The organism is Streptomyces griseus subsp. griseus (assembly GCF_000720255.1).
Lineage (GTDB): Bacteria > Actinomycetota > Actinomycetes > Streptomycetales > Streptomycetaceae > Streptomyces > Streptomyces griseus_I.
This window is the reverse complement of the sequence record NZ_JOJE01000013.1, coordinates 194,904-220,863: the sequence shown is the minus strand read 5'-3', so window position 1 is coordinate 220,863 and position 25,960 is coordinate 194,904. Positions and strand designations below refer to the sequence as shown.

Below are 25,960 nucleotides of genomic sequence, written 5' to 3'. Positions count from 1 at the left end.
GCCGAAGGAGCCTCGATGACCTTCCCCGCCCCGCTTTCCGGTGTCGTCCCGCCCGTCTGCACCCCCCTGACCCCGGACCGTGAGGTGGACGTCCCCTCGTTGCTCAGGCTCCTCGACCACCTGGTGGGGGCCGGTGTGCACGGTCTGTTCGTGCTGGGCTCGTCGTCGGAGGCCGCGTTCCTCACGGACCGGCAGCGGGTGCGGGTCGTGGAGGCGACGGTCGCCCATGTGGCGGGCCGGCTCCCCGTGCTGGCCGGGGCGATCGACATGTCGACGCCCCGCGTCCTGGACCATGTCGCCTCGGTGACGGCGGCGGGCGCGGACGCCGTGGTCGTCACCGCGCCCTTCTACGCCCGCACCCATCCGGCGGAGATCGCCCGCCACTACCGCCTGATCGCGGAGGCCAGCCCTGTCCCCGTGGTGGCCTACGACATCCCGGTGGCCGTCCACACCAAGCTGCCCTCGGGCGTGGTGCTGGAGCTGGCCGCCGAGGGCGTGCTGGCCGGGCTGAAGGACTCCAGCGGTGATCTGGCCGCCTTCCGCGAGGTCGTGACGGGGGTGCGCGAGCAGCAGGGCATCACCGACTTCAGTGTGCTGACCGGCTCCGAGCTGCTCGTCGACGCGGCGCTGGCGCTGGGGGCGGACGGGGCGGTGCCGGGTCTCGCCAACGTCGACCCGGACGGCTACGTCCGCCTCGACCGGCTCAGCCGCGCGGGGGACTCGGACGGGGCCCGCGCGGAACAGGAGCGGCTGTGCGCTCTGTTCGGGCTGGTGGGTGTGGGGAACCCGGGTCGTATGGGCGGGAGTTCGTCCGCGCTGGGGGCGTTCAAGGCGGCGCTGCATCTGCGGGGGGTGATCGACTGTCCGGTCACGGCGGAGCCGCAGGTGCAGTTGTCCGCCGACGAAGTGGCGGGGGTACGGACGTTCCTCGTGGCGGGGGGACTGCTGTAGCGGCCAGCTGGGGTGCCTCACCTCTCCCCGGGCGCGACCAGCCCCGACTCGTACGCCACCACGACCAGTTGGGCCCTGTCCCGCGCTCCCAGCTTGCCCATGATGCGGCTGACGTGGGTCTTCGCGGTGAGGGGGCTCAGTTGCAGGGTCTCGCCGATCTCGGTGTTGTTGAGGCCCCGGGCGACCAGGGTCAGGACCTCGCGCTCCCGTTCCGAGAGGTTCTCCGGGCCGGCCTCGGAGGGCGGGGCGGTGTGGGTGCGCAGGAAGCGGGCGATCAGGCGGGACGTGGGACCCGGGGACAGCAGGGCGTCGCCCGCCGCCACCGTGCGGATGGCGTCGAGGAGTTCCGCCGGGCGGGTGTCCTTCACCAGGAAGCCGGAGGCGCCCGCGCGCAGCGCCTCCACGACGTACTCGTCGGTGTCGTAGGTGGTGGGGACCAGGACGCGTAACCCGGTCAGGTCCTCGTCGGCCGCGATGAGCCGGGTCGCCTCGATGCCGTCGAGGTCGGGCATGCGCAGGTCCATCACCACGAGGTCGGCGCGCTCGGTGCGGGCCAGCGTCACCGCCTGACGGCCGGTGCCGGCCTGGCCGACGACCTCCATGTCCGGCGCGGACTCGACGAGCATCGCGAACGCCTCCCGTACGAGGGTCTGGTCGTCGGCGAGCAGGACGCGGATCATGCGGCCCCTTCCCCTGTCGTGTCTCGTCTCATCGGCAGCACGGCACTGACCTCGTAGCCCTCCCCCGGCAGCGGACCGGCGTCCACCGTGCCGCCCACGCTGCGCGCCCGTTCCCGCATGCCGACGAGCCCGAAGCCGGGTGTGCCCTGACCGGCTCCCGCCCCGTCGTCGGTGACCTTCACGCGCAGGGCGCCCTCGCCGTCGTGCACAGCGACCCGCACGGTCAGGACCTCGCGCCCGCCGTGCCGTACGGCGTTCGTCAGGGCCTCCTGCACGATCCGGTAGGCGGCCGCGCCCACCGCGGCGGGCACCTCACCGGCGTCCACCGACAGGTCGACCTTCGCTCCGGCGGCCCGGGCGGTCTCCACGAGGTCCGCCAGGCCGTGCAGTCCGGGCAGCGGGCCGCGGCCCTCCCCGGCGTCCTGCTCGCGCAGCACCTCCAGCGTCGTACGCAGTTCACCGCGGGCCGAGCGGCAGGTGTCGGCGATGTCGTCGAGGGCCTTGGCGACGGCGGCGCGGTCGAGGCGGGCGGGGTCGGCGGTGAGGACATGGGCGGCGACGGAGGTCCGCACGCCGATGAGGGTGATGCTGTGCGCGAGCAGGTCGTGCAGGTCGCGCGCGATGCGCAGCCGTTCCTCGGCGACTCGTCGGCGGGCCTCCTCCTCGCGGGTGCGTTCGGCGCGTTCGGCGCGTTCGAGGGCGGCGGCGATGTACTGGCGGTGGACGCGGATGTAGCCGCCGAGCAGCAGTACGGAGACGATCCAGCCGGAGATCCGCAGGATCTCGGTGATCTGGTGCGGGTCTTCCAGGGCGTTGACGACGAGGGTGACGCCGACGACGGAGGCGCCGGTGAGCACGGTGCGGCGGGCGGTCCCGTTCGCGGCGACGGTGTAGAGGGCGATCATGGCGACCGGCACGGCGGCGCTGTGGTTGTAGTCGAGGCCGTGGTAGGGCGCGACGCACAGCACCACCGCGAGCAGCGCGAGCAGGGGGTGGCGGCGGCGCCAGACGAGGGGGACCTGCGCGGCCAGCAGCAGGGTCCAGCCGACGGCGCCCAGGTGGCGGCCGTCCTCGACGAAGGTGCCGAGCGCGACGGCCAGCAGGGCGGCCGTCGCGGCGAGCCAGGCGTCGGCACGCAGCGGGGAGCGTCCTGCGGCACGGGCGTCACCCGCGCTCCCCGTACCCGCCGGCACGCCGTTGACGACGGTCAGCGTCCGCTCGACCAGGGCACGATGCCGCCCCATGGTTCCCCCCTCCGCCACGGCACCATCCTCCATCAGGAGGCGCCCCCTCCGCGTGGGAAGGGGCGCCCGGGGTTCACCGGCCGACCGGCTCACGTTCCCTCGTGACTTCCGGCTCCGGCACCTTCGACAGCCGCCCGGGCCACCACACCTTGCGCCCCAGTGCCACGCTCGCGCTGGTCACGAGGTAGGTGCGGACGAGGAAGGTGTCGAGGAGCACGCCGACGGCGATCACGAAGCCCAGCTCCACGAGTTGGACCAGGCCCATGGAGTCCTGCTCTTTGACCGCGCCGGGCAGGTTGAGCGTGCCCAACGCGAGCGTGCCGAGCAGCACCGCTCCCCCGGCCAGCACCGTCAGGGGGCGTCGGCCCGCCGACGTGCCCATCGCGGCGAACAGCGAACGGCGGGCCCTGGGGGTGCTGCCGTAGGCGGGGACGAGTGGCCAGAAGACGCGGCGGCCCAGCAGGACGAGCAGTGCGGGCAGCAGCGTGAGCATCGCGACGAGGGCGCACAGGACGCCGACCGTGCCGAGGGGGCCCATGCCCCGGTTGGAGTTGAGGTCGGCGGCGAGCAGGCCCAGCAGCCCGGCGGCGACGGTCCCGGAGGAGGCGAGCACGGCGGGCCCGCAGCCGCGCAGGGCGGCGGTCATGGCGTCGTACGGGCGCTCGACGCGACGCAGTTCCTCGCGGTAGCGGGAGACGAGCAGCAGGGCGTAGTCGGTGCCTGCGCCGAAGACGAGGATGGTCATGATGCCGGAGCTCTGCCCTGACACGGAGGTGCCGAAGGCCTGGTTGAGGCCGTAGGCGACGCCCATGGAGAGGTAGTCGGCGACGCAGGCCACGACGAGGGGGACGAGCCACAGCACGGGGCTGCGGTAGATGAGGATCAGCAGGACGGCGACGACGCCGACGGTGGTGTAGAGCAGGGGCCCGCCGAGCGCGTCGTACACCTGGGCGGCGTCGGTGGCGAGCGCGCCGGGTCCGCCGACCTCGACGCTCAGTCCGCCTTCGCTGTGGGCGAGTTCGCGTACGTCGTCGACGAAGGCGTCCCGTTTCTCCTCGTCGGTGCCGGGCGCGTTGCTGGCGACGGGGTACATGAGGGTGGTGCCGTCCTCGGACGGGACGCCCCGCGGCTTCGCGCTCAGGGCGTGCCGGTCGGCGACCTCGGTGACCTGCCGCCGGGCGGTCGCCTTGTCGGCGGCGGTGAGTCCGCCGTCGCGGTGGTACACCAGCACCAGTTCGGTGGTCTCGCCGCCGGGCAGGCGGTCCTGGATCTCGGCGACCTGGGTGGAGTCGGCGTTCGCGGGCCGGTAGTCGGTCACCCGGTCGCGCTGTACGTCGGCGAGTTTCGCGGCGAACGGCGAGACGACCGCGAGCACGCCGACCCACAGCGCCAGCACCAGCCAGGGGACGGCACGCCGCTTCCCCTCTTTCCTGTGATGTTTCCGGCCCCCATGGAACGGACCCTCCCTCTTGGACGGATGTCTGGGTACGGCATCCAGACTTCCGGCGCGGCGGGCTCGTGACGTCGGGCGCCAGGGCGAGTTCGGGGGTACTGCGTGGGGTGGCCGGGCGGGGTGGTTACTCCCCAGGGAGTACCGGGGGCCGGGGGCGTCCTGGGCTGTCAGGACGGTGTGCGGGCCGCCTCCAGCACGCGGGACACCTCGTCGGCGCCGATGGTGAGGGCCGCGCCCACGGTGGCCAGGACGTCGCGTTCGGCGGGGGTGTAGGGGCCGTCGGCGAGGGCGATCCTGGCGCCCTGGAGCAGGATCGATTCGCGGCCGACCTGGGCGAGGTGCGGGGCGAGGGGGTCCAGGGCCTCGTGGAGCTCTATGGCGAGGCCCGTGCAGGAGGCTTCCCCGAAGGCGCGTCCGGTGTCCGAGGCGAGGGCGTCCACCAGGGCGGCGAGCTGGTCCTCCGTGCAGTCCTCGAAGCCGGCGGCGCGCACCGCGGCCGTGGCGGCCTCCAGGGAGGCGCGGGCGCAGGTGCCGCCCGCCGCGAGCACCGCGAGGGCGACGGTGTGCACGGCGTCGCGGAGCATCGCGGAGAAGCGGATGGTGGTGGGGTGGTCGAGGACCTCGGTGCCGAAGTGGCTGCGGCAGGCGGCGCACTCGACGGCGGGGCCGGTCTCGCCGCGCGGCAGCACGGGCACGCCGAGGACGGTGAAGCGGCGCCGGCCGGTGAGCCGCTGGTAGTTGCGGTCGCCACCGCAGCCGGGGCAGAAGAACTCGCCGTCTCCTACCGGTGTCCATGCGGTGCGGGTGCCCATGATGCGCGCACGCCTGTCGGCACGGCCGTTTCGTCCCCGTCCTGGCAGCACGTCGCACCTCCCACTCGCCGCGGCATCATCGCCACACGCTTGCGTGATGTTAGCCACAGAGGCGAGGTGGAGTCAGTACCTTGGACGAGACCTTTCCGTGACCTGCACACGGGCGTGGCCGATATGTGACGGGGCCCCGGTCGCCTTCGGTGGCGGCCGGGGCCTCGATGTGCCCGATCACGGGCGGGTTCCGGAGCGTCAGCGGGTGGCGCGGTTGACGGCGGAGACGACCGCCTTCAGCGACGCGCGCGTCGTGTTCGCGTCGATGCCGATCCCCCACAGGACCTTGTCGTCGATCGCGCATTCGATGTACGAGGCGGCCTGCGCGGAGGCGCCCTCGCTCATCGTGTGCTCCTGGTAGTCCAGCAGGCGTACGTCGACGCCGATGGACTGCAGGGCGTCGAAGAAGGCCGAAATAGGACCGTTGCCCGTGCCGGACAGGACGGTGTCCTCGCCGTCGACGGTGGCCTCCACGGTGAGTCGGTCCACGCCGTCGGTGTCGGTCGTCGACTGGCCGTTCCTGACCTGGATGCGGCCCCAGGGGTTCTCCGGGTTCGGCAGGTACTCGTCCTGGAACGTCGACCAGATGTCGCCCGGGGTGACCTCGCCGCCCTCGGCGTCCGTCTTCGCCTGGATGAGCTTGGAGAACTCGATCTGCATCCGGCGGGGCAGGTCCAGCTTGTGGTCGTTCTTCAGGACGTACGCGATACCGCCCTTGCCGGACTGCGAGTTGACGCGGATGACGGCCTCGTAGGAGCGGCCGACGTCCTTCGGGTCGATCGGCAGGTACGGCACCGCCCACTCGATGTCGTCGACGGTGACGCCCTTGGCGGCCGCGTCGGCCTCCATGGCGTCGAAGCCCTTCTTGATGGCGTCCTGGTGGGAGCCGGAGAAGGACGTGTAGACCAGGTCGCCCACGTAGGGGTGGCGCGGGTGGACCTCCATCTGGTTGCAGTACTCCCACGTACGACGGATCTCGTCGATGTCGGAGAAGTCGATCTGCGGGTCGACGCCCTGGGAGAACAGGTTCATGCCCAGGGTGACCAGGTCGACGTTGCCGGTGCGCTCGCCCTGACCGAACAGGCAGCCCTCGACGCGGTCGGCGCCGGCCATCAGCGCCAGCTCGGCGGCGGCGACTGCCGTACCGCGGTCGTTGTGCGGGTGGATCGACAGGACGACGTGCTCACGGCGGGACAGGTTGCGGCCCATCCACTCGAAGCGGTCCGCGTGGGTGGACGGCGTCGAACGCTCCACGGTGGCGGGCAGGTTGAGGATGATCTCGCGGCCCGGGCCGGGCTGGTAGACGTCCATGACCGCCTCGCAGACCTCCAGGGCGAAGTCCAGCTCGGTGTCGGTGAAGATCTCCGGGCTGTACTGGTAGCCGAACTCGGTCTCGGGGCCCAGCAGCTTCTCGGCGTACTCCATCACCAGGCGGGTGCCGTCGACGGCGATCTGCTTGATGTCGTCCTTGGAGCCGCGGAAGACGACCCGGCGGAAGACCGGGGCGGTGGCGTTGTAGAGGTGGACGGTCGCGCGGCGGGCGCCCTTCAGGGACTCCACGGTCCGCTCGATCAGGTCCTCGCGGGCCTGGGTCAGGACGGAGATCGTCACGTCCTCGGGGATCGCGCCCTCTTCCTCGATGATCGAGCGCACGAAGTCGAAGTCGGTCTGGCCGGAGGCGGGGAAGCCGACCTCGATCTCCTTGTAGCCCATCTTGACCAGCTGGTCGAACATCCGGCGCTTGCGCTCGGGCGACATCGGGTCGATCAGGGCCTGGTTGCCGTCGCGCAGGTCGGTGGAGAGCCAGCGGGGGGCTACGGTGATCCGGTTGTTCGGCCAGGTGCGGTCCGGGATGTCGACCTGCTCGTAGCGGCCGTACTTGTGGATCGGCATGGCACTGGGCTGCTGGCGGTTCGCCATGATGCGGGGGCTCCTCAGGGTGTCCGGATGGACGGCCGACGACGCAACGCCAAGCTCCGCGGGGAGGGAGTCGACCTGGACTACAGGCCCTCGCCGCGGCAGCTAAGAAGAAGCAGCCCGAAACGCATGATGCTCCGTAGCGTAGCCGAGCCGCTCCTGCAGCGCGGGGTCGTATCAGTATGCGGGACCGCGAGGACGAACAGGACAAAAAGTGCGCCATACCACTCGCACAAGGATTCCAGGGCGCCGTATCCATATATTTCACCAATCATGGTTGCGGGTAGTGACACCGGCATAACTGAGTGCAAAGGTGCCGGGCATGACGACGAACGGGGGCTTCGAGCCCGTCTTCTGCACCGTCGTGCCGCCCTACGTCCTGGACAAACTGGCACAGCACGACGACCCCGCACTCTCCGGACCCGCCCAGCGCACCCTGGTGCGCGACAGCGAGCTGCGCGCCCGCCGGCGCGTCACCGCCGAGTTCCGCCTGGCGGCCGCCCCGACGGCGAAGGCACCGTCGGACCAGCCGCTGCGCACGATCTACGACGCCGAGCACCGCACCGAGCTGCCCGGCACGAAGGTCCGCGGCGAGGGCGACGACCCCGGCCGGGACGCCACGGTCAACCGCGCCTACTCGGGCCTCGGCGCCACCTTCGACCTCTACCTCAAGGCCTACCTGCGCCACTCGATCGACGGCGACGGCCTGCCCCTGGACGCCACCGTCCACTACGACGAGGGCTACAACAACGCCTTCTGGAACGGCGAGCAGATGGTGTTCGGCGACGGGGACGGCGAGATCTTCGTCGACTTCACCAACTCCATCGACGTCATCGGCCACGAGCTCACCCACGGCGTCACCCAGTACACGGCGAACCTCACGTACTACGGCCAGCCGGGCGCCCTGAACGAGTCGATGTCCGACGTCTTCGGCTCGCTCATCAAGCAGTACTCCCTCGGCCAGACCGCCGCCGAGGCCGACTGGCTCATCGGCGCCGGAATCCTCGCCCCGGGCGTGACCGGCACGGCCCTGCGCTCCATGAAGGCGCCGGGCACCGCCTACGACGACGACGTGCTCGGCAAGGACCCGCAGCCCGCGACCATGGACGACTACGTCCGCACCGGCCGCGACAACGGCGGCGTCCACATCAACTCCGGCATCCCCAACCACGCCTTCTACCTCGTCGCCACCGCGCTCGGCGGCCACGCCTGGGAGAAGGCCGGCCAGATCTGGTACGACGTCCTGACCGGCGGCAAGCTCAAGGAGCGGGCGTTCTTCAGCGACTTCGCCAAGCTGACCGTCAAGGCCGCGCGCGAGCGCTACGGCGACGGCGGTGACGAGTTCCAGGCCGTGCAGAAGGCCTGGGAGCAGGTCGGGGTGCGGATCCTGTGACGGCGTACTAGACAGGGACCCATGCGTATTCAGGTGACCCGTACGGGTGGGTTCGCGGGTATCGAGCGCCGCGCCGAGGTCGACACCTCGGGGCGGCCCGACGCCCCCGAGTGGCACGCCCTGGCCGAGAAGGCACTCGCCGACGGCCGGGGCGCGCCCACGACCGGCGTCCCGGACGGCTTCAGCTACGAGATCACCGTGGACGGCCGCACGGTGTACACGGCGGATCCCCGACTCACGGAGGAGCAGCGCAGGCTGGTGTCGAGGGTCCTGAAGGAGGGGGCCTAACTGGTGTTTCATGCTTGGGCGTTGACTTCCTTACCCATCGGTAAGGATGATCCCGCCCATGGCGAACGAACCGCGCGACGCGGCGCACCCGATCCCCCAGTTCCCGGACGGCTTCCTGTGGGGCGTCTCGACCTCGGCCCACCAGATCGAGGGCGCGGCGGACGCGCGTGAGGCGTCCGTGTGGGACGTCTTCTCCGCCGAGCCGGGGCGGGTGAAGGACGGCTCGACGGCGGCGGTGGCCTGCGACCACTACCACCGCTACCGCGAGGACGTGGCCCTCCTCAAGGGCCTCGGCGTGGACGCCTACCGCTTCTCCGTCTCCTGGCCCCGGGTGAACTCCCCCGGTGGCCTGGACTTCTACGACCGTCTGGTGGACGAGCTGTGCGCGGCGGGCGTCCGCCCCGTCCCGACCCTCTTCCACTGGGACCTGCCGGTCACGCTGGACTGGCTGGAGCGGGACACGGCGTCACGGTTCGCGGAGTACGTGTCCCTGGTCGCCGAGCGTCTCGGCGACCGCGTGCAGAAGTGGATCACGCTCAACGAGCCGGCCGAGCACACGCTGTTCGGGCACGCCCTGGGTGCGCACGCGCCCGGCAAGCGGCTGATGTTCGACGCGCTGCCCGCCGCCCACCACCAGCTCCTCGCCCACGGCCTGGCCGTACGGGCCCTGCGCGCGTCCGGTGCCACGGACATCGGGATCGCCAACTCGCACGGGCCGACCTGGCCGGCGTCGCGGGAGCAGGCGGATCTGGACGCCGCCGACTTCTACGACCTGCTGCTGAACCGCCTGTTCGCCGACCCGGTCCTGCTGGGCGAGTACCCCGAGGGCATCGCCGAGTTGATGCCGGGGGACGTGGCAGCCGACCTGAAGGTCATCGGGGAGCCGCTGGACTGGTACGGCGTCAACTACTACTCCCCGACCCGGGTGGGCGCACCGCAGGGCGCGGACATCGAGTTCGGCGGTCTGACGATCCCGGCGGAACTCCCCTTCTCCGTCCAGGAGATCGAGGGCGTCCCGGTGACGGACTTCGGCTGGCCCGTGGTCCCCGAGGCACTGACCGAGCTGCTCACCGGCTTCCGGGAGCGCTACGGCGACCGGCTCCCCCCGGTCGTGATCACCGAGAACGGCTGCAGCTACGAGGGCGTCGACGACCAGGAGCGCATCACCTACCTGGACGGCCACATCCGGGCCCTGCACCGGGCGGTGGAGGCGGGCGTGGACGTGCGCGGGTACTTCGTCTGGTCGCTCATGGACAACTTCGAGTGGGCGGAGGGCTACGCCCGCCGGTTCGGCCTGGTGCACGTGGACTTCGAGAGCCTCGCCCGCACCCCGAAGGCGTCGTACGCCTGGTACCGGGACGTGCTGCGGGCCCAGAGATGACGACGGCGGGCCGGGTCCCGGCGGCCGCCCTCGCCGAGCCGGTCGAGCGGGTGGGCCGGGGCTGGACCTCGGCCCTCTCCCTGGCCAACGGGGCGATCTGGGTGGGCTGGTACGGCCCCCTGCAGATCCTGCTCGCCTCCCAGGCCAAGGACTTCGCGCCCGGCTCCGGCATGTCCAAGGAGACGATGCTGGCCTTGGTGACGGGCATCGGCGCGGTGGTGTCGCTGGCGGCGAACCCGCTCTTCGGAGCGCTGTCGGACCGTACGACCTCCCGCCACGGACGCCGTACGCCATGGATCGTGGCGGGTACGGCGGGCGGGGCCCTGTCCCTGCTGCTGCTCTCGGCGGCGGACGGGGTGTGGACGATGGCGCTGGGCTGGTGCCTGGTCCAGCTCACCCTGAACGCGGCCTTCGCGGCGGTGACGGCGGCGGTCCCGGACCGCGTGCCCCGGCTCCAGCGGGGCTCGGTGGGCGGCTTCCTGGGCGCGGCGCAGATCCTGGGCGTGGTCGGCGGGACGGGTCTGGCGACGGTCGCCGGGGGCGTCGGGGCCGGGTACGTGGCGTGCGCGGTGTTCACGGCGGTGGGCGTGCTGCCGTACGTGCTGCGTCACGCGGACCTGCGGCTGGCGGAGGCGGACCGGCCGCCCTGGTCCTGGCGCGGCTTCCTGGCGGGCTTCTGGCTCAGCCCCCGCCGCCACCCCGACCTGGGCTGGGCCTGGCTGACCCGGTTCCTGATGAACCTGAGCAACGCGCTCGTGCTGCTCTACCTGCTGTACTACCTGCGCGACCGGCTGCACTACGGCGACCCCGACGAAGGCGTGCTGATCCTGACGGCCGTGAACGGCGTGACACTGCTCGCCACGGTCGTGGTCGGGGGGGTCTGGTCGGACCGGGTGGGGCGGCGCAAGCCGTTCGTGTTCTGGTCCGGGGTGCTGATGGCGGCGGCGACGGCGGGGCTGACGGTGTGGCAGACCTGGCCGGGCGCGATCGTCGCGGCGGCCGTGCTGGGCGTCGGCTTCGGGGTGTTCACCTCCGTCGACTTCGCCCTGATGACGGACGTCCTGCCGCGGGCGCTGGACCGGGGCAAGGACCTCGGCGTCATCAATGTCGCCAACTCCCTGCCCCAGGTCGCGGCGCCCGCCCTCGCCGCGCCGATCGTGAGCCACCTGGGCGGTTACCGGGTGCTGTACCTGGTGGCGGCCCTGATCGGGCTGGCGGGGGCGGTGCTGGTGGGGCGGATCCGCGGGGTGGACTGACCTGCCGGACGGAGCTACAGGGCCCCGGCCTCGCGGGCCGCGTAGACGCTGGGGTACAGCGGCCGGTAGCCGAGTTCGCGGCGGATGCGGTCGGTGGACGTCAGCTGGAACCAGGGGTCGGGGTCGGCGCGGTCGTGGAGCTCGGCCGGGACGTCGACCCCGTTGAGCTGGTGCAGCTCGACCGCCGTCACCGGGGCGTCGTCGGCGATGTTGTAGATCCGGCCGTCGACGCCCGGTGCGTGCAGGAGACGCAGCAGCCCCTGGGCGACGTCGGCGTGGTGGACCATGTGCAGCTTCTGGGTCGCCGCCCAGTTCCCGGCCCACATCAGGGACTGGGCGAGGTGCGGATCGCCCTCGCCGTAGACGAAGGCGAGCCGGCCCACGCGTACGTCCAGGCCCTCCAGCGCGAGCAGCTCCCGCTCGGCGATCCCCTTCGACTCGGCGTAGGCGCCCCACATGGAGCCGCCGGGCCGGATCTCGTCATCCTCGGTGAGTGGGCGGCCCCGTCCGACGCCGTACACCAGACCGGTGCTGACCTGCACGAAACGGCGTACGCCGGAGGCCAGCGCGGCGCGGCCCAGCTCCAGTGCCGCGTCCCGGTTGACGGCCCACGCCTCCTCGTCCGGCACCCCGCGGAAGGCCGCCGCGACGTTCACGACCGCGTCCACCCCGGCCACCGCCTTGCCGAGTGCCTCCGCGTCCCGCAGATCCCCGATCACGACCTCGGCGCCCAGCTCGGCGAACCGCTCCGCCCGCGCCGCGTCCCGCACCAGGACCCGCACGCCCTCGCCCGGCCGCGCCTGTGCCAGCAGCCTCGGCACGAAGCGCCGCCCGACCTGTCCCGTCGTACCCGTCACCAATGTCAGCATGATCTGCTCCTCTCGTCGCCGACCAGCCTCGGGCCGTGTGGCCGCGACCGGGAGAGACCTCCGGATCAGGGGATCGGCAGTCCCTGGATAAGCCGGGCGGCCTGCCCCAGGCTGGAGAGGTGAACCGCACCGAACTCGCCGATTTCCTGCGCCGTGGCCGGGCCCGCCTCACCCCGTCGGACGTGGGTCTGACGCCTGGCGCCCGCCGCCGTACGCCCGGGCTGCGGCGTGAGGAGGTGGCGCAGCTGGCGGGGATGTCGGTGGACTACTACACGCGGCTGGAGCAGTGCCGTGGGCCGCGCCCGTCCCGGCAGATGCTGACGGCGCTGGCCCGGGCCCTGCGCCTCACCGACGACGAGCGCGACCACCTGTTCCACCTGGCCGGCGAGGAGCCGCCGCGCCGCGAGACGGCGTCGGCGCACGTCCCACCGGGGCTGATGCTGATCCTGGACCGTCTGCACGACACACCGGCGCAGGTGGTGACCGACTGCGGCGAGGTGCTGGCGCAGAACGCGATGGGCCGGGCGCTGACCCGTGATGTGCTGTCCCGCCCGCGCCGCGAACGGAACCTGGTCCGCCTGTACTTCCTGGACCCGGACGCGCGCACCCTGTTCCCGGAGGAGGACCGGGCGGAGCACGCCCGGGCCCATGTGGCCAACCTGCGCGCGGTGGCCGCCGCCCGCCCCGACGATCCGGAACCGGCCGCGCTGGTCGCCGAACTCCGTGCGGCGAGTGAGGAGTTCGCGCGCCTGTGGGACGAGCACCAGGTGGCCCTGCGCAACCGGGCGACGAAGCGGTTCCTGCATCCCCAGGTGGGGCTGCTGGAACTGGACTGCCAGGTCCTGCTCAGCCACGAGCACCACCAGCTGCTGATCATCCACACGGCCCGCCCGGGCACGGAGTCGTACGAGCGGCTGGAGTTGCTGCGGGTGGTGGGGCTTCAGGATCTGTCTCCGGCGGAGTACGGGACGTCGTGGGACAGGACCTCGTAGGGCGGCCCTCGTAGGAAGCCCTCGTAGGACTAGTCCGGAATTCACCCTTGCCGCCCCCTCTCCCCCGCGCATCAATGAAGCCATGGATCCGACGGACCGTCAGTTTTCCGGCCGGTCGAGCAGCGTGTCCGCACCCACCTGCTCAGGGGCCGCCGTCCGTCGACGCTCACCCGCGAAGGGAGCTCGAAGCAGATGAGAGGCAAGCGAATAGGAACAGGTGCGGCAGTGGCGGTCGGGGTGCTCGCGCTCGGCGGGCTCGCGCTCGCCCCCGCGGCCGTCGCCGTCACCCCCCAGGCGGCGACGATCACCGCGGACTGCGGGATCTTCGGCGGCGGAGCGGCGACGCTCACCGCCACACAGGACGGCACCGCCGCCACCCTCACCCTCACCTCCACCGCGATCAAGGCACCGATCGCGCTGGCGAAGGACTCGATCACGTCCACACTCACCCTGGTGAAGACCGGTGGCGGCAACGCCGTCTTCAGCGGGAAGGTGAACCCGGCGATGGCCGTCGGCGCCCCCATCACCGTCGGCCCCCTCTCCGGGACCGTGGCCTCCGGCGACACGCTGGAGATGTACGGCGGCTCGCTGAAGATGGTCGTCTGGGGCATCACCATCACCTGTACGGCCAAGGCACCGCAGGCGCCCGGGCCGTTCGTGTTCGACTGAGCGAAGGCTGAACGAAGGCCGAGCGCAGCTTGAGCACAGGCCGAGCCCAGTGAGCACAGAGCGCGCGCGGCAGGGAAGGTGACGACCCGTCAGTTTTCCTGCCGCACTTCCATTGACTTCTCACACCGCCTCCACGTCAATGCCCCTTGTCGGCGCAGAAGAGCCGCTGCGCCCGCATCCCTCAGGAGGGGGCACCCATGGGTCAGACCACCCGAAGACGCCGCCTGGCGTCGCTGCTCGGGGCGACCGCGCTCGCGGTCACCGCGGGTGGCGCGCTGGCCGCCCCGGCCGGCGCCGTGTCCGCGCAGTCCGCCGACGTGGACTACATGACGCACTGCATCCCGCCGCCCATGGCGGGCATCCCGCCGATCGACGGCACCACCACCGGCCGCATCACCGTAAACAACACCAGCCCCAAGGTCGGCGACACCGTCACCGTGACCTACACGGTGGTCAAGCCCGCCGCCAGCAATCCCACCGACCTCGCCCTGCCGGCCGACATCATGACCCCGACCGGCAAGGTCACCCTCGGCGGGGCGCAGACCGGCGACGTCACGGTCACGGGCCCGAGGAAGAACGACCCGGTGCCGGGCAAGGGCGCCTTCCCGTCGTTCTCGATGACCGGCACCTTCACGGTCACCAAGTCCGGCGCGATCACCCTCTCGCCCGGCGACTACAACATCCACACCAGCTACATCCTGGAGCTGGACACCCCCTGCACGGTCACCAACCCGCCCGCGCCGGTCTCCGAGACCGTCACGGCGGCCGGCGACCCGCCCGCCAACACCCGGGCGATCACCCTGGGTTCGGCGTCCGGCAAGCCCGGTGACAGCGTGACCGTCACCGGCAGCGGCTTCACCGCGGGCGCCACGGTGACCCTCGCCGGGCGGTCCGGGAGCACCCAGACCGCGGACAAGGCGAGCGTGACGGCCAATGCCCAGGGCGCCATCAGCGGCGCGCTGGTCGTCAGCGACAAGACGACCAGCGGGGTCGTGGCGTACGAGGGTTCCGCTTGGAACGCGGAGAAGGGGGCCGGACCGGTCGCGTACGTCGTCATCGACGACACGCCCGTCCCGGACGGCAGCCAGAAGCTCACCACCACGGTGAAGGCGGGCTCGCTGTCCATGTCGCAGGCCGGGGACGCCGTCCAGCTGTCGTCCGTCGACTTCGGCAAGGGCGGGGCCTCCAAGGGCGACCTGCGCACGGTGACCGTCAAGGACTTCCGCGGCGGACCCGCGGGCTGGTCCCTGACCGGCAAGGTCACCGACTTCACCGGTCCCGGTGCCAAGATCGACGCCGGGAAGCTGAGCTGGACGCCGGCCTGTACGACCAAGGCGGGCAGCCCCAGCACCTGCCGGGCCGGTTCGCCGGGCACGGTGGGCGGTTCGGGGGCGACCCTGGCGTCCACGCCCGACGGCACGCTCACCGGTGGTGAGTTCACGGTCGACGCCGGGCTGTCGCTCGACGTTCCCGCGTTCACGCCTCCGGGGTCGTACTCGGCGGTCCTGACCCTCACGCTCAGTTGATCAGCGGACGGGCGCCCCGTCGCCACGGGTCCGCACCCGCCCGTCCGCCCCGTTCCTTCCGTCACCGCCGTCCGGTCCGTGGGGGTCCGCACCCATGCGCAAGCCGTACGTCCTCCTCCTGCTGCTCCTCTTCCTCGCCGCCCCGACCGCCCCCGCGCACGCCGCCGACAACGGCAGCTGGTCCGTCTACCCGGTGTCCTCCGGGGTTTCCGAGCGGCCGTACTTCTACCTCTCCGCCGACCCCGGGCAGACGATCGAGGACAAGGTCGTCGTGGCCAACAAGACCGGTGAACCGCTGACTTTCCGCCTGTACGCGGCCGATGCGTACAACACCGAACGCGACGGCGGGTTCGCCGTGCGGACGGAGAAGGAGCGGATGCGGGGCGTGGGCGCCTGGGGCAAACCCGACAGGGCTCGGATCACCGTCCCCGCGCACAAGTCGGTCACCGTGCCGTTCACGCTGCGCGTGCCCGAGGGCGCCGAACCCGGCGACCACCCCGGCGCGCTGGTGGCCCTGGACGAGCGCGTCGCCCCCGGTGACGGCTCCCTCGCCGTGGGGGTACGGCGGGCCGTCGGCGCCCGTGTCTACCTCCGGGTGAACGGTCCCGCCCTGCCCGCGATCTCCGTCGAGGGCGTCCGTGTCACCCACCACCAGCCCCTCGTCCCCGGCCTGGGCGACAGCACGGCGACCGTCTCCTACACCCTGCGCAACACCGGCAACGTCACCCTCAACCCGAGGGTGGAGCTGCGCGCCCAGGGCCTGTTCGGCCGTACGCTCCTGGCCCGCGACCTGACCGGGATCCCCTCGGAGCTGCTGCCCGGGCAGCGGGTACGGCTCAGTGAGCCCTGGCGCGGGGCGCCCCAGCTCGACTGGGGCGACGTGACGCTCACGGCGAGCGCGAAGGACACCCGCGAGTCGGCCGGGGCGTCCTTCTTCGCGCTGCCGTGGCTGGTGGTGGCGCTGGCCTTCGCCGCCGGGGTGGTGGGAGGGGTGCTGCTGGTCAGAGCGCGTCGGGGCCGCGCTCGCCCGTCCGCACCCGCACGACCGTCTCGACGGGCAGTGCCCACACCTTGCCGTCCCCGATCTTCCCCGTCTGCGCGGCCCTGACGATCGCGTCGATGACGGCGTCGGAGTCGGCGTCCTCGACGACGACCTCGATCCGGACCTTCGGCACCAGGTCGACCTGGTACTCGGCGCCGCGGTACACCTCGGTGTGGCCTCGCTGCCGGCCGTACCCGCTGGCCTCGGTCACGGTCAGACCGTGCACGCCGATCTCCTGGAGGGCGGTCTTCACCTCTTCGAGGCGGTACGGCTTGACGATCGCGGTGATGAGCTTCATGCCTTGGTCTGGGCCTTCTGCGCGGAGGGGAGGACGGACGCGGTGACCGGGGCGCCATGGCCCAGGACGCCGTGATCGTATGCGGTCTCGGCGTGCACCGTAAGGTCCAGGCCCTTGTACTCCTGCTCCTCGTCCGCCCGGAAGCCCATCGTCTTGTCGATCAGCTTGCCGATGCCGTACGTCACGGCGAAGGCGTACGCCCCCACGGCGACCACGCCCACCAGCTGCTTGCCCAGCTGCGCGAGCCCGCCCCCGTAGAGCAGTCCCTCCGCGCCGCCGGTCATGGTGTCGACCGCGAAGACGCCGATCAGGAGGGTGCCGATGACCCCGCCGACCAGGTGGACGCCGACGACGTCGAGGGAGTCGTCGTAGTTCAACTTGAACTTCCAGCCCACGGCGTACGAGCAGACGACACCGGCGGCGAGGCCCACGACCAGCGCGCCGAGCAGGGACACCGACCCGCAGGACGGCGTGATGGCGACCAGACCCGCGACCGCGCCGGAGGCCGCGCCCAGCGTCGTCGGGTGACCGTCGCGCTTCTGCTCGACGAAGAGCCAGCCCAGCAGGCCGGTGCAGCCGGCGGCGAGGGTGTTGAGGAACGCGACGGCGGCGAGACCGTTGGCGCCGAGGGCGGAGCCGGCGTTGAAGCCGAACCAGCCGAACCAGAGCAGACCGGCGCCCAGCATGACCATCGGCAGATTGTGCGGACGCATCGCGTCCTTCTTGAAACCGAGCCGCGGCCCCAGCACCAGGCACAGGGCCAGGCCCGAGGCGCCGGAGGTGATCTCGACGGGCATGCCGCCCGCGAAGTCCAGGGCGCCGAGCTTGTCCAGGATCCAGCCACCCGGGCCCCACACCCAGTGGGCGACGGGAACGTATACGAGCAGCGCCCACACCGGCACGAAGACCAGCCACGCCCCGAACTTCGCCCGGTCGGCGACCGCGCCGCTGATCAGCGCGGCCGTGATGATCGCGAAGGTGAGCTGGAAGGTGGCGAAGAGGACGGTGGGCACGGTGCCCTGCACGCTGTCGGGCCCGAGACCGGACATGCCGGCGTGCTCCAGGCCACCGATCAGACCACCGCCGGCGTCGTCGCCGAAGGCCAGCGAGTACCCGGCGGCCAGCCACACCACCGTGACCAGGGCGATCGACACGAAGCTCATCATCAGCATGTTGAGGACGCTCTTCGTGCGGACCATGCCGCCGTAGAAAAGGGCCAGGCCCGGGGTCATCAGCAGGACGAGAGCGGTGGCGGCGAGCAGCCAGGCGGTGTCGCCGGTGTCTGCGTGCGCGGCGGCGAGGGTCACGGGAGTCTCCAACGGTCCGGGGGCTCGTCAGAGGGTCACCGGCGTGCGTTTCCGGTCGCCTACAGGGATGTTTCCGTGACGTTTCGTTGCGTGGAGGTTTCCGGGAGCTCACGGGAGGGGGGACGCACGGACTCTTGTGCGGTGGGGCCTTGTGGATCAGGGAGAATGGTCGCCATGAGCGTTCGCAGCCAGTCATCCAAGCCGTCCGATTCGTCGGAGGCTGCCCACCGCGCCGGCTTCGCCTGCTTCGTGGGCCGCCCCAACGCGGGCAAGTCCACCCTCACGAACGCTCTGGTCGGGCAGAAGGTGGCGATCACCGCCAACCAGCCGCAGACGACGCGGCACACGGTCCGCGGGATCGTGCACCGGGAGGACGCCCAGCTGATCCTGGTCGACACCCCCGGCCTGCACAAGCCGCGCACGCTGCTGGGCGAGCGGCTGAACGACGTCGTGCGGACCACCTGGGCCGAGGTCGACGTGATCGGCTTCTGCCTGCCCGCGAACGAGAAGCTCGGCCCCGGTGACCGGTTCATCGCGAAGGAACTGGCGTCCATCAAGAAGACGCCGAAGATCGCGATCGTCACCAAGACCGACCTCGTCGACAGCAAGACGCTCGCCGAGCAGCTCATCGCGATCGACCAGCTCGGCAAGGAACTGGGCTTCGAGTGGGCCGAGATCGTGCCGGTGTCGGCTGTCGGCGACAAGCAGGTCGACCTGCTGGCCGACCTGCTCGTCCCCCTCCTGCCGGAGGGCCCCGCCCTCTACCCCGAGGGCGACCTGACGGACGAACCCGAACAGATCATGATCGCGGAGCTGATCCGCGAGGCCGCGCTGGAGGGCGTGCGCGACGAACTCCCGCACTCCATCGCCGTCGTCGTCGAGGAGATGCTCCCCCGCGAGGACCGCCCCGCCGACAAGCCCCTCCTCGACATCCACGCCTTCGTCTACATCGAGCGCCCCAGCCAGAAGGGCATCATCATCGGCCCCAAGGGCAAGCGCCTGAAGGAGGTCGGCATCAAGTCCCGCAAGCAGATCGAGGCACTGCTGGGCACGCCGGTCTTCCTGGACCTGCACGTCAAGGTGGCGAAGGACTGGCAGCGCGACCCGAGGCAGCTGCGCAAGCTGGGCTTCTGAGACAGGCCGAGGCCACCCTCGGCACGCCGCCACGCGACGGAAGCCGCACATCGATACAGCCTGGACCTGCACGTCGAGGTGGCGAAGGACTGGCCAACATTCGCCGAGACTCCAGGGCCGAAGCTCGCCCGCGACCTGTGCTGTCGCACTCGTCATCCGGCTCACGACGCGATCGCCGGTTGTAGGAGGGCTGGACGTTGGTGACGCCCGCCGACAGGAGTGAGGCCGGCGGCCCTCCGTCGGCTCCGCTGTGTGGCTTGCCGTTGTGCCGTGGGGTGTATGGCTTGGTCTTCTTGATGCCGCGTTTGGGTGCCGACGATGCGGGCGAAGTCTCGCCACCAGTTGGCCGACCGGTCCTTGTCGGACGTGGAACTCACCAGTGATCTTGACGCTGTGCCGATGACGGCCAGAGTTGTCCTGGGACACGCGCAGGTGCTCACGGCCCGTGAGTACCTGCCGTGCGTGTGTCCCTGGCGACGGGTGCGGCGGTCAGGGTGACGTTTGCGCTGTTGGATGGCATGCGAGCAGGATGCACAACCACCCGCACCTGAGAAGTCGCATCGGGCGGAGCCCCCAGCGGCACATCAGCCCGCCGGAACCGTCACCCGGACCACCCCGTCCGGCCCAGCCACCAGCACCGGCGTCTCCGGCCCCCCGAGGTCCCGCACAGCCGCCCGGTCCTCCGCGGACACGCCCTCCGCCTCCGTGACGACCGCCGCCGCCTCCAGCGACTTCGCCCCGGACGCCACGGCCGTCGCGACCGCGGTCCGCAGCGCGCTCAGCTGCAGCGATTCCAGGGCGACGGTGCCCGCCACATACGTACGGCCCGTCTCGTCCCGCACGGCGGCCCCCTCCGGCACACCGTTGCGGGCCCGGGCCGAACGGGCCAGGGTGACGATCTTGCGGTCCTCAGGGTCGAGCGCGTTGCTGTCGGTCATGGCACGAGCATACGAACAAGCACCGCCGCTATCCCGCCACGGGGTACATCGCCCCGCGCCGCCCCTCCGGTGACGCCAGCCACTCCAGCTTGGCCGCGGTGTCCGCCTCGTCCAGCGGTGTGTGCAGCACGATCGACAGGTCCGGCCGGGCCGGCAGCCTCATCACGCTGGACTCGAAGCACAGCAGCCCCACCACGGGGTGGTCCATCTCCTTGCGGATCTGTCCGGCCTCCTCGATGTCCCGCCGCTCCCACAGCTCGCTGAACTCCACGCTCGCCGCCTTCAGTTCGGCCACCACCGCCTGGAATCCCTCGTCGTCCGGGCTGGCCAGGCAGGCGGCCCGGAACTGCGCGACGACCGTGCGCGCGTTCTGCTCCCAGCTCCGCGAACGGGAGCGGTACATCGGGTCGGTGAAGAAGTCGACGATGCAGTTCTGCGTGATGCCGGGCCGCATCCCGAGGACCATCGCGGCCGCGTCGTTGTAGAGCACGCAGTTGTAGTACAGGTCCATGATGTGCGCCGGAAACGGCATCCACGCGTCGATCAGCCGCTGCAGCCCCTCGCACATGGCACGCCGACTGTCCGGTTCGACCTCGGGCACGGGCGGGTTCATCCCGGCGAGGACGTAGAGGTGGCGACGCTCGGCGTTGCTCAACCGCAGGACGCGGGCGACGGAGTCCAGGACCTGCGGGGAGACCGAGATGTCCCGGCCCTGCTCCAGCCACTGGTACCAGGAGGCGCCGACACCCGCGAGCACCGCGACCTCCTCGCGGCGCAGCCCCGGGGTGCGGCGGCGGGCGCCGCCGTCCGGGAGTCCGGCGTCGGCCGGGCTGACCCGGGCCCTCCTGCTCATCAGGAACTCGCGCAGCTCGCTGCGCCGCCGGGTCTTGAGCGCGTCCACGGGCACGGACCGGTCCCCCTCGTGTCTGGTGGTGTCACCACCAGGACAACCTGCCGCTCCCCACGGCTATTCCGCCGGCCGCAGGCTCTTGCCCATGGCGATCGACACCACTCCCGCACCCTCCCCTTCACCCTCACCGCTCGGCACCCCGCGGCTGTCGACGCGCGACAAACTCGTCCTGTTCGTCCTGTGCGCCGCCCAGTTCATGGTGGCCCTCGACTTCTCCGTGCTGAACGTGGCGCTGCCCGTCCTCGGCGCCGACCTCGGCATGAGCCAGTCGGCGTTGCAGTGGGCGGTCACCGCCTTCGCGCTGCCGTCCGGCGGCTTCCTGCTCCTGTTCGGCCGTATCGGCGACCTGTACGGCCGCCGGCGGCTGTTCCTGACCGGGCTCGCCCTGTTCGGGGCGGCCTCGGTGCTGGCGACGCTCGCCTGGGACCCGGCGTCGTTCCTCACCGGACGCGCCCTGCAGGGGATCGGCGCGGCGGCCATCGTCCCGACCGGGATGTCCCTGCTCACCACGACGTTCGCGGAGGGACCGGCCCGCGATCGCGCCCTCGGTGTCTCGGGCACGCTGCTCTCGCTCGGCTTCACCGTCGGCATGGTGGCCGGCGGTGTCCTGACCGACTCCCTCGGCTGGCGCTCGACGATGGGCCTGCTCGCCGTCTTCGCGCTGATCGTCCTGCCCCTGGCCCCCGGTCTGCTGCCGGAGTCCCGCACCCCCGAGCGTCCGCGCTTGGACGTGCCCGGCGCGGTCACCGTCACCGGCGGTCTGCTGTCGGTGATCTACGCCCTGTCGACGGCCGCCGACCTCGGTTTCGGTCACGTCGACGTGATCGCGACCCTGGTCGTGGGCCTGGCGCTGCTCACGGCGTTCGTGCTCGTCGAGTCCCGCACCGAGGCGCCGTTGGTCTCCCTACCGATGCTGCGCCGACGCACCGTGGCCTGGGGCAACGTGGGCGGCCTGGTCACCTTCTCGATGATGTCTACGGTGGTGTTCGTGCTGACCCTGTACTTCCAGGAGACCCTGGGCCTGTCCGCCTTCGAGACGGGGCTGGTCTTCGGGTTCCAGGGCGTGCTGTCGGCGGTCGCCGGGGTCTACGCCCCCAAGGTCATCGGCCGCTTCGGCGCCCGCCGCACGCTCGTCGGCTCGCTCGCCGGGCAGGGTGTGCTGACCGCCGCGCTGCTGGGCCTGAACTCCCACGTCTGGTCGGTGTGGCTCGCCACGGCCGCCGTCTCCCTGGCGAGCATGTGCCACCTCGGCGCGATCGTCTCCTACGGCCTGACGGTCACGTCCGGTGTGCCCGACGCGGAGCAGGGCCTGGCGACCGGTCTGGTCACCTCCACCCAGCAGGTCGGCCTCACCATCGGCATCCCGCTGCTGGGCGTCCTCGCCACCACCTCGTCAGACCTGCTGACGGGCCTCCACACGGTCTTGGCGGTGGACACGGCGGTCGTGCTGGCGGCGGCCGTCCTCGTCACCCTCGGCCTCCGGGGCCGCGCGGCGGTCGCGGAGGCGGTCTCAGGGGCGGTCGAGGCGGAGCCGCTCCGCGCGCGGTAGGCCCGCCACGACCAGGTCGTAGGAGTCCTCGATCAGCTCCCGGACGAGCTGGTCGGGGAGTCCGGCGTCCACCGTCACCGTGTTCCAGTGGCGCTTGTTCATGTGCCAGCCGGGGACGATCAGGCCGGGGTGGTCGGCGCGCTGCCGGACCGCGTCCTCCGGATCGCACTTGAGGTTGACGGTCAGGGGCCGCGCGTCGAGGTTCGTCAGGGCGAAGAGCTTGCCCAAAACCTTGAACACGGAGATCTCCGGCCGGAAGGGGAAGTCCTCCGTCGCCGCGTTGAAGGACAGGCAGAAGGCGCGCAGCTGCTCGGGGGTCACTCGGCTTTCGCCTCCTGCTGCTCCGGCGGCTCCACCTTGCCGTCCGGCTCCACGAGCACCGTCACGATCTTGTTCCGGCGGCCGGCCGCGGCCTCCGCGGTCAGCCGGACCCGGCGCCCGTCGGGCAGCTCGACGTGCGAGGACGCCCCGGCGATGGGTACGCGGCCCAGGGCCTTCGCGAGGAGTCCGCCGACGGTCTCCACGTCCTCGTCGTCGAACTCCTCCAGGCCGTACAGCTCGCCGAGGTCGGTGATGTCGAGGCGGGCGGTGACCCGGTAGCGGTCCTCGCCGAGGTTCTCGACGGGCGGAAGCTCACGGTCGTACTCGTCGGTGATCTCGCCGACGATCTCCTCGAGGATGTCCTCGATGGTGACGATGCCGGCGGTGCCGCCGTACTCGTCGATGACGACGGCGACGTGGTTGCGCTGTTGCTGCATCTCGCGCAGCAGGTCGCCGGCGTTCTTGGTGTCGGGCACGAAGGCGGCGGGGCGCATGGCCGTCGAGACCAGCTCGCTCTCGGCGTCGCGGCTGATGTGCGTCTTGCGGACCAGGTCCTTCAGGTACACGATCCCGACGATGTCGTCCTCGCTCTCCCCGGTGACCGGGATGCGCGAGAAGCCGGAGCGCAGGGCGAGGGTGAGGGCCTGACGGATCGTCTTGTAGCGCTCGATGACGACGAGGTCGGTGCGCGGGACCATGACCTCCCGGACGAGCGTGTCGCCCAGCTCGAAGACGGAGTGCACCATGCGGCGCTCCTCGTCCTCGATGAGGGACTCCTGCTCGGCGAGGTCGACCAGCGCCCGCAGCTCCGCCTCGGAGGCGAACGGGCCGCGTCGGAAGCCCTTGCCGGGGGTGAGCGCGTTGCCGATGAGGATCAGCAGCGGCGGGATGGGGCCCATGATCCTGGCGAGCGGCAGCAGCACGTACGCGGCCGCCGTCGCCGTGTTCAGCGGGTGCTGGCGGCCGATGGTGCGCGGGGAGACCCCGACGGCGACGTACGACACCAGGACCATGACGCCGATCGCGACGAGGAGGGCCTCGGCGGTGCCGTCGAACTCCCTCAGGCAGCCGTACGTGATGAGCGCGGCGGCGGCCATCTCGCAGGCCACGCGGACCAACAGGGCGACGTTGAGGTAGCGGGTGGGATCGGCGGCGACCTGGCTCAGCTTGGCGCTGCCGCGCCGCCCGGACTTGACGGCTTCTTCGGCGCGGAAGCTGGAGACGCGCGCGAGGCCCGCCTCCGCGCAGGCGGCGAGCCAGGCGACGACGACGAGGGCGATCGCGCCGGCGACGAGGGGGAGGCTCATGAGACGGTCGGGGCCGGGGACGGGCCGGTCAGGCCCTTCTCCGCGCGCCAGCCGTCCACGATGGCCGCCTGGAGACCGAACATCTCGGCCTTCTCGTCGGGTTCTTCGTGGTCGTAGCCGAGCAGGTGCAGCACTCCGTGGACGGTGAGCAGCTGGAGCTCCTCGTCCATGGAGTGCTGCGTCTCCGCCTCGGCGCCCTGCTTGGTGGCCACCTCGGGGCACAGCACGATGTCGCCGAGGAGGCCCTGCGGGGGCTCGTCGTCGTCCTTCGACGGCGGACGCAGTTCGTCCATCGGGAAGGACATGACGTCCGTGGGCCCCGGCAGGTCCATCCACTGGATGTGCAGCTGCTCCATGGCGCCTTCGTCCACGACGATCACCGAGAGCTCGGAGAGCGGGTGGATGCGCATCCTCGCGAGTGCGTAGCGGGCGATGTCGAGGATCGCCTGCTCGTCGACCTCGGTTCCGGACTCGTTGTTGACGTCGATCGACATGGTGCTGCTGTGTCTACTTCCCCTTGTGCCCGGACTGCCTGCCCCGGCCGCCCTTGTGGGTGCCGTTCTCGGTGCCGTGCGTGGTGTCGTACTTCTCGTACGCGTCGACGATACGGCCGACGAGCTTGTGCCGTACGACGTCGTGGGACGTGAGGCGGGAGAAGTGGACGTCGTCCAGGCCCTCCAGGATCTCCTGCACCTGGCGCAGACCGGACTTGGTACCGCTCGGGAGGTCGACCTGTGTCACGTCACCCGTGATCACGATCTTCGAGTCGAAGCCGAGACGGGTGAGGAACATCTTCATCTGCTCCGGGGAGGTGTTCTGTGCCTCGTCCAGAATGATGAAAGCATCATTGAGGGTGCGACCCCTCATGTATGCCAGCGGCGCGACCTCGATCGTCCCCGCTGCCATGAGGCGCGGGATCGAGTCGGGGTCGAGCATGTCGTGCAGCGCGTCGTACAGCGGGCGCAGGTAGGGGTCGATCTTCTCGTAGAGGGTGCCGGGGAGGAAGCCCAGGCGTTCTCCGGCCTCGACCGCGGGGCGGGTCAGGATGATGCGGTTGACCTGCTTGGACTGCAGGGCCTGCACCGCCTTGGCCATGGCGAGGTAGGTCTTGCCGGTACCGGCGGGTCCGATGCCGAAGACGATCGTGTGCTTGTCGATCGCGTCGACGTACCGCTTCTGGTTGAGGGTCTTGGGCCGGATGGTGCGGCCCCGCGAGGACAGGATGTTCTGCGTCAGTACCTCGGCCGGGGTCTCCTGGCCGTCGCTCTCCCCGTTCTCGCTCGCCCTGAGCATGGCGATCGAGCGTTCCACTGCGTCCTCCGTCATCGGCTGCCCGGTGCGGAGCACCAGCATCATCTCGTCGAACAGGCGCTGGATGAGGGCCACTTCAGCGGGTGCGCCGACCGCGCTGATCTCATTGCCCCGGACGTGGATGTCGGCCGCCGGGAAGGCCGTCTCGATCACGCGCAGAAGGGAGTCACCGGATCCCAGGACGGTCACCATGGGGTGCTGGGCGGGGACGGTGAACTGTGCTCTCGCCTGCCCCTGCGCGGGGGTGTGAGCTGTGGGTGTCTGAGTCATGGGCCGGCGCTTAAGGCCTGCGGTTCCTCCTCTTCACGGCCGCGTAGCTGAGAGCGGCCTCGCGCTATCCAGAGTACGACGGTCCACTGAC

The 25,960-nt window shown here is 71.3% G+C and carries 24 protein-coding genes and 1 pseudogene; 11 read left to right on the top strand and 14 right to left on the bottom strand.

The window, feature by feature from the left end:
* Positions 1-15: 15 nt before the first annotated feature.
* Positions 16-951, top strand: a complete 936-nt coding sequence (locus tag IG99_RS19675; RefSeq protein WP_037675752.1) for a dihydrodipicolinate synthase family protein — start codon at positions 16-18, stop codon at positions 949-951.
* A 17-nt stretch (positions 952-968) separates the two neighbouring features.
* Here the strand turns inward: IG99_RS19675 and IG99_RS19670 are convergent, their stop codons facing one another.
* The 5 genes and pseudogenes from IG99_RS19670 to leuA all read right to left on the bottom strand — a co-directional run bounded on the left by IG99_RS19670 (position 969) and on the right by leuA (position 7,111).
* On the bottom strand, positions 969-1,631 hold the full coding sequence (locus tag IG99_RS19670; RefSeq protein ID WP_037675750.1) for a response regulator: 663 nt from the start codon (positions 1,629-1,631) through the stop codon (positions 969-971).
* Positions 1,628-2,875: a sensor histidine kinase gene (locus IG99_RS19665; RefSeq protein WP_037675749.1), complete on the bottom strand. Its 1,248-nt coding sequence runs from the start codon at positions 2,873-2,875 to the stop codon at positions 1,628-1,630. Before IG99_RS19665 ends, IG99_RS19670 begins: the two co-directional genes overlap by 4 nt.
* Before the next feature lie 265 nt (positions 2,876-3,140).
* Positions 3,141-4,271: pseudogene (locus IG99_RS19660) on the bottom strand (MMPL family transporter); the annotation flags it as partial.
* A 224-nt stretch (positions 4,272-4,495) separates the two neighbouring features.
* Positions 4,496-5,191, bottom strand: a complete 696-nt coding sequence (locus IG99_RS19655) for a TerB family tellurite resistance protein (protein ID WP_037675745.1) — start codon at positions 5,189-5,191, stop codon at positions 4,496-4,498.
* A 198-nt stretch (positions 5,192-5,389) separates the two neighbouring features.
* Positions 5,390-7,111, bottom strand: coding sequence for a 2-isopropylmalate synthase (gene leuA / locus IG99_RS19650; RefSeq protein WP_037675744.1), 1,722 nt, complete (start codon positions 7,109-7,111; stop codon positions 5,390-5,392).
* A gap of 319 nt (positions 7,112-7,430) precedes the next feature.
* Here leuA and IG99_RS19645 point away from each other — a divergent pair, with 319 nt between their 5' ends.
* Genes IG99_RS19645 through IG99_RS19630 form a run of 4 tightly spaced genes read left to right on the top strand, consistent with a single transcriptional unit; the run spans position 7,431 to position 11,426 of the window.
* On the top strand, positions 7,431-8,501 hold the full coding sequence (locus tag IG99_RS19645; RefSeq protein WP_037675741.1) for a M4 family metallopeptidase: 1,071 nt from the start codon (positions 7,431-7,433) through the stop codon (positions 8,499-8,501).
* 21 nt (positions 8,502-8,522) lie between these two features.
* The gene (locus IG99_RS19640; protein WP_037675740.1) at positions 8,523-8,789 is read left to right on the top strand and encodes a protealysin inhibitor emfourin; all 267 of its coding nucleotides are present in this window, start codon (positions 8,523-8,525) and stop codon (positions 8,787-8,789) included.
* A 58-nt stretch (positions 8,790-8,847) separates the two neighbouring features.
* Positions 8,848-10,170: a GH1 family beta-glucosidase gene (locus IG99_RS19635; RefSeq protein ID WP_037675737.1), complete on the top strand. Its 1,323-nt coding sequence runs from the start codon at positions 8,848-8,850 to the stop codon at positions 10,168-10,170.
* Positions 10,167-11,426: an MFS transporter gene (locus IG99_RS19630; protein WP_037675736.1), complete on the top strand. Its 1,260-nt coding sequence runs from the start codon at positions 10,167-10,169 to the stop codon at positions 11,424-11,426. Before IG99_RS19635 ends, IG99_RS19630 begins: the two co-directional genes overlap by 4 nt.
* Positions 11,427-11,440: 14 nt before the next feature.
* Here the strand turns inward: IG99_RS19630 and IG99_RS19625 are convergent, their stop codons facing one another.
* Positions 11,441-12,295 (bottom strand): NAD-dependent epimerase/dehydratase family protein, encoded by an 855-nt coding sequence (locus IG99_RS19625; protein WP_037675733.1) that lies wholly within the window; start codon positions 12,293-12,295, stop codon positions 11,441-11,443.
* Positions 12,296-12,414: 119 nt separating this feature from the next.
* Between IG99_RS19625 and IG99_RS19620 the strand changes: the two genes are divergently transcribed.
* The 4 genes from IG99_RS19620 to IG99_RS19605 all read left to right on the top strand — a co-directional run bounded on the left by IG99_RS19620 (position 12,415) and on the right by IG99_RS19605 (position 16,590).
* Positions 12,415-13,287, top strand: a complete 873-nt coding sequence (locus IG99_RS19620) for a helix-turn-helix transcriptional regulator (protein ID WP_037675731.1) — start codon at positions 12,415-12,417, stop codon at positions 13,285-13,287.
* Positions 13,288-13,479: 192 nt separating this feature from the next.
* Complete coding sequence (locus tag IG99_RS19615; protein ID WP_037675728.1) at positions 13,480-13,956, top strand: hypothetical protein; 477 nt, start codon at positions 13,480-13,482, stop codon at positions 13,954-13,956.
* A 197-nt stretch (positions 13,957-14,153) separates the two neighbouring features.
* Positions 14,154-15,482 carry a WxL domain-containing protein gene (locus tag IG99_RS19610; RefSeq protein WP_037675727.1) on the top strand — a complete coding sequence of 443 codons (1,329 nt, stop codon included), beginning with the start codon at positions 14,154-14,156 and terminating at the stop codon, positions 15,480-15,482.
* A 94-nt stretch (positions 15,483-15,576) separates the two neighbouring features.
* Positions 15,577-16,590 (top strand): WxL protein peptidoglycan domain-containing protein, encoded by a 1,014-nt coding sequence (locus tag IG99_RS19605; RefSeq protein ID WP_037675724.1) that lies wholly within the window; start codon positions 15,577-15,579, stop codon positions 16,588-16,590.
* On the opposite strand, the gene IG99_RS19600 is transcribed toward IG99_RS19605, so the two are convergent.
* Positions 16,484-16,822, bottom strand: coding sequence for a P-II family nitrogen regulator (locus IG99_RS19600; RefSeq protein ID WP_037675722.1), 339 nt, complete (start codon positions 16,820-16,822; stop codon positions 16,484-16,486). The two genes, IG99_RS19605 and IG99_RS19600, sit on opposite strands and share 107 nt — an antisense overlap.
* On the bottom strand, positions 16,819-18,129 hold the full coding sequence (locus tag IG99_RS19595; RefSeq protein ID WP_037675720.1) for an ammonium transporter: 1,311 nt from the start codon (positions 18,127-18,129) through the stop codon (positions 16,819-16,821). The genes IG99_RS19600 and IG99_RS19595 overlap by 4 nt, the downstream gene beginning before the upstream one ends.
* Positions 18,130-18,294: 165 nt before the next feature.
* On the opposite strand from IG99_RS19595, the gene era reads away from it, so the two are divergent.
* Positions 18,295-19,263 carry a GTPase Era gene (gene era, locus IG99_RS19590; RefSeq protein WP_037675719.1) on the top strand — a complete coding sequence of 323 codons (969 nt, stop codon included), beginning with the start codon at positions 18,295-18,297 and terminating at the stop codon, positions 19,261-19,263.
* A 584-nt stretch (positions 19,264-19,847) separates the two neighbouring features.
* Here era and IG99_RS19585 read toward each other — a convergent pair.
* Both IG99_RS19585 and IG99_RS19580 read right to left on the bottom strand, forming a co-directional pair.
* The gene (locus IG99_RS19585; protein ID WP_037675718.1) at positions 19,848-20,201 is read right to left on the bottom strand and encodes a cytidine/deoxycytidylate deaminase family protein; all 354 of its coding nucleotides are present in this window, start codon (positions 20,199-20,201) and stop codon (positions 19,848-19,850) included.
* Positions 20,202-20,229: 28 nt separating this feature from the next.
* Complete coding sequence (locus IG99_RS19580) at positions 20,230-21,054, bottom strand: helix-turn-helix transcriptional regulator (RefSeq protein WP_051865636.1); 825 nt, start codon at positions 21,052-21,054, stop codon at positions 20,230-20,232.
* Between the two features lie 142 nt (positions 21,055-21,196).
* Between IG99_RS19580 and IG99_RS19575 the strand changes: the two genes are divergently transcribed.
* The gene (locus tag IG99_RS19575) at positions 21,197-22,660 is read left to right on the top strand and encodes an MFS transporter (RefSeq protein WP_037675715.1); all 1,464 of its coding nucleotides are present in this window, start codon (positions 21,197-21,199) and stop codon (positions 22,658-22,660) included.
* Here IG99_RS19575 and IG99_RS19570 read toward each other — a convergent pair.
* Genes IG99_RS19570 through IG99_RS19555 form a run of 4 tightly spaced genes read right to left on the bottom strand, consistent with a single transcriptional unit; the run spans position 22,622 to position 25,869 of the window.
* Complete coding sequence (locus tag IG99_RS19570) at positions 22,622-22,981, bottom strand: MmcQ/YjbR family DNA-binding protein (protein WP_037675712.1); 360 nt, start codon at positions 22,979-22,981, stop codon at positions 22,622-22,624. The two genes, IG99_RS19575 and IG99_RS19570, sit on opposite strands and share 39 nt — an antisense overlap.
* Positions 22,978-24,288 (bottom strand): hemolysin family protein, encoded by a 1,311-nt coding sequence (locus tag IG99_RS19565; RefSeq protein ID WP_037675711.1) that lies wholly within the window; start codon positions 24,286-24,288, stop codon positions 22,978-22,980. Before IG99_RS19565 ends, IG99_RS19570 begins: the two co-directional genes overlap by 4 nt.
* Positions 24,285-24,782: an rRNA maturation RNase YbeY gene (gene ybeY / locus IG99_RS19560; RefSeq protein ID WP_037675709.1), complete on the bottom strand. Its 498-nt coding sequence runs from the start codon at positions 24,780-24,782 to the stop codon at positions 24,285-24,287. Before ybeY ends, IG99_RS19565 begins: the two co-directional genes overlap by 4 nt.
* A 13-nt stretch (positions 24,783-24,795) precedes the next feature.
* Positions 24,796-25,869 (bottom strand): PhoH family protein, encoded by a 1,074-nt coding sequence (locus IG99_RS19555; RefSeq protein WP_037675708.1) that lies wholly within the window; start codon positions 25,867-25,869, stop codon positions 24,796-24,798.
* Positions 25,870-25,960 lie beyond the last annotated feature (91 nt).

Coding starts and splice junctions, on each gene's coding strand:
- ybeY (WP_037675709.1), bottom strand. CDS start 24,782: ATGTCGATCGACGTCAACAACGAGTCCGGAACCGAGGTCGACGAGCAG.
- IG99_RS19645 (WP_037675741.1), top strand. CDS start 7,431: ATGACGACGAACGGGGGCTTCGAGCCCGTCTTCTGCACCGTCGTGCCG.
- IG99_RS19600 (WP_037675722.1), bottom strand. CDS start 16,822: ATGAAGCTCATCACCGCGATCGTCAAGCCGTACCGCCTCGAAGAGGTG.
- IG99_RS19615 (WP_037675728.1), top strand. CDS start 13,480: ATGAGAGGCAAGCGAATAGGAACAGGTGCGGCAGTGGCGGTCGGGGTG.
- IG99_RS19675 (WP_037675752.1), top strand. CDS start 16: ATGACCTTCCCCGCCCCGCTTTCCGGTGTCGTCCCGCCCGTCTGCACC.
- IG99_RS19565 (WP_037675711.1), bottom strand. CDS start 24,288: ATGAGCCTCCCCCTCGTCGCCGGCGCGATCGCCCTCGTCGTCGTCGCC.
- IG99_RS19625 (WP_037675733.1), bottom strand. CDS start 12,295: ATGCTGACATTGGTGACGGGTACGACGGGACAGGTCGGGCGGCGCTTC.
- IG99_RS19585 (WP_037675718.1), bottom strand. CDS start 20,201: ATGACCGACAGCAACGCGCTCGACCCTGAGGACCGCAAGATCGTCACC.
- era (WP_037675719.1), top strand. CDS start 18,295: ATGGTCGCCATGAGCGTTCGCAGCCAGTCATCCAAGCCGTCCGATTCG.
- IG99_RS19630 (WP_037675736.1), top strand. CDS start 10,167: ATGACGACGGCGGGCCGGGTCCCGGCGGCCGCCCTCGCCGAGCCGGTC.
- IG99_RS19665 (WP_037675749.1), bottom strand. CDS start 2,875: ATGGGGCGGCATCGTGCCCTGGTCGAGCGGACGCTGACCGTCGTCAAC.
- IG99_RS19640 (WP_037675740.1), top strand. CDS start 8,523: ATGCGTATTCAGGTGACCCGTACGGGTGGGTTCGCGGGTATCGAGCGC.
- IG99_RS19670 (WP_037675750.1), bottom strand. CDS start 1,631: ATGATCCGCGTCCTGCTCGCCGACGACCAGACCCTCGTACGGGAGGCG.
- IG99_RS19575 (WP_037675715.1), top strand. CDS start 21,197: ATGGCGATCGACACCACTCCCGCACCCTCCCCTTCACCCTCACCGCTC.
- IG99_RS19635 (WP_037675737.1), top strand. CDS start 8,848: ATGGCGAACGAACCGCGCGACGCGGCGCACCCGATCCCCCAGTTCCCG.
- IG99_RS19580 (WP_051865636.1), bottom strand. CDS start 21,054: ATGAGCAGGAGGGCCCGGGTCAGCCCGGCCGACGCCGGACTCCCGGAC.
- IG99_RS19555 (WP_037675708.1), bottom strand. CDS start 25,869: ATGACTCAGACACCCACAGCTCACACCCCCGCGCAGGGGCAGGCGAGA.
- IG99_RS19610 (WP_037675727.1), top strand. CDS start 14,154: ATGGGTCAGACCACCCGAAGACGCCGCCTGGCGTCGCTGCTCGGGGCG.
- IG99_RS19605 (WP_037675724.1), top strand. CDS start 15,577: ATGCGCAAGCCGTACGTCCTCCTCCTGCTGCTCCTCTTCCTCGCCGCC.
- leuA (WP_037675744.1), bottom strand. CDS start 7,111: ATGGCGAACCGCCAGCAGCCCAGTGCCATGCCGATCCACAAGTACGGC.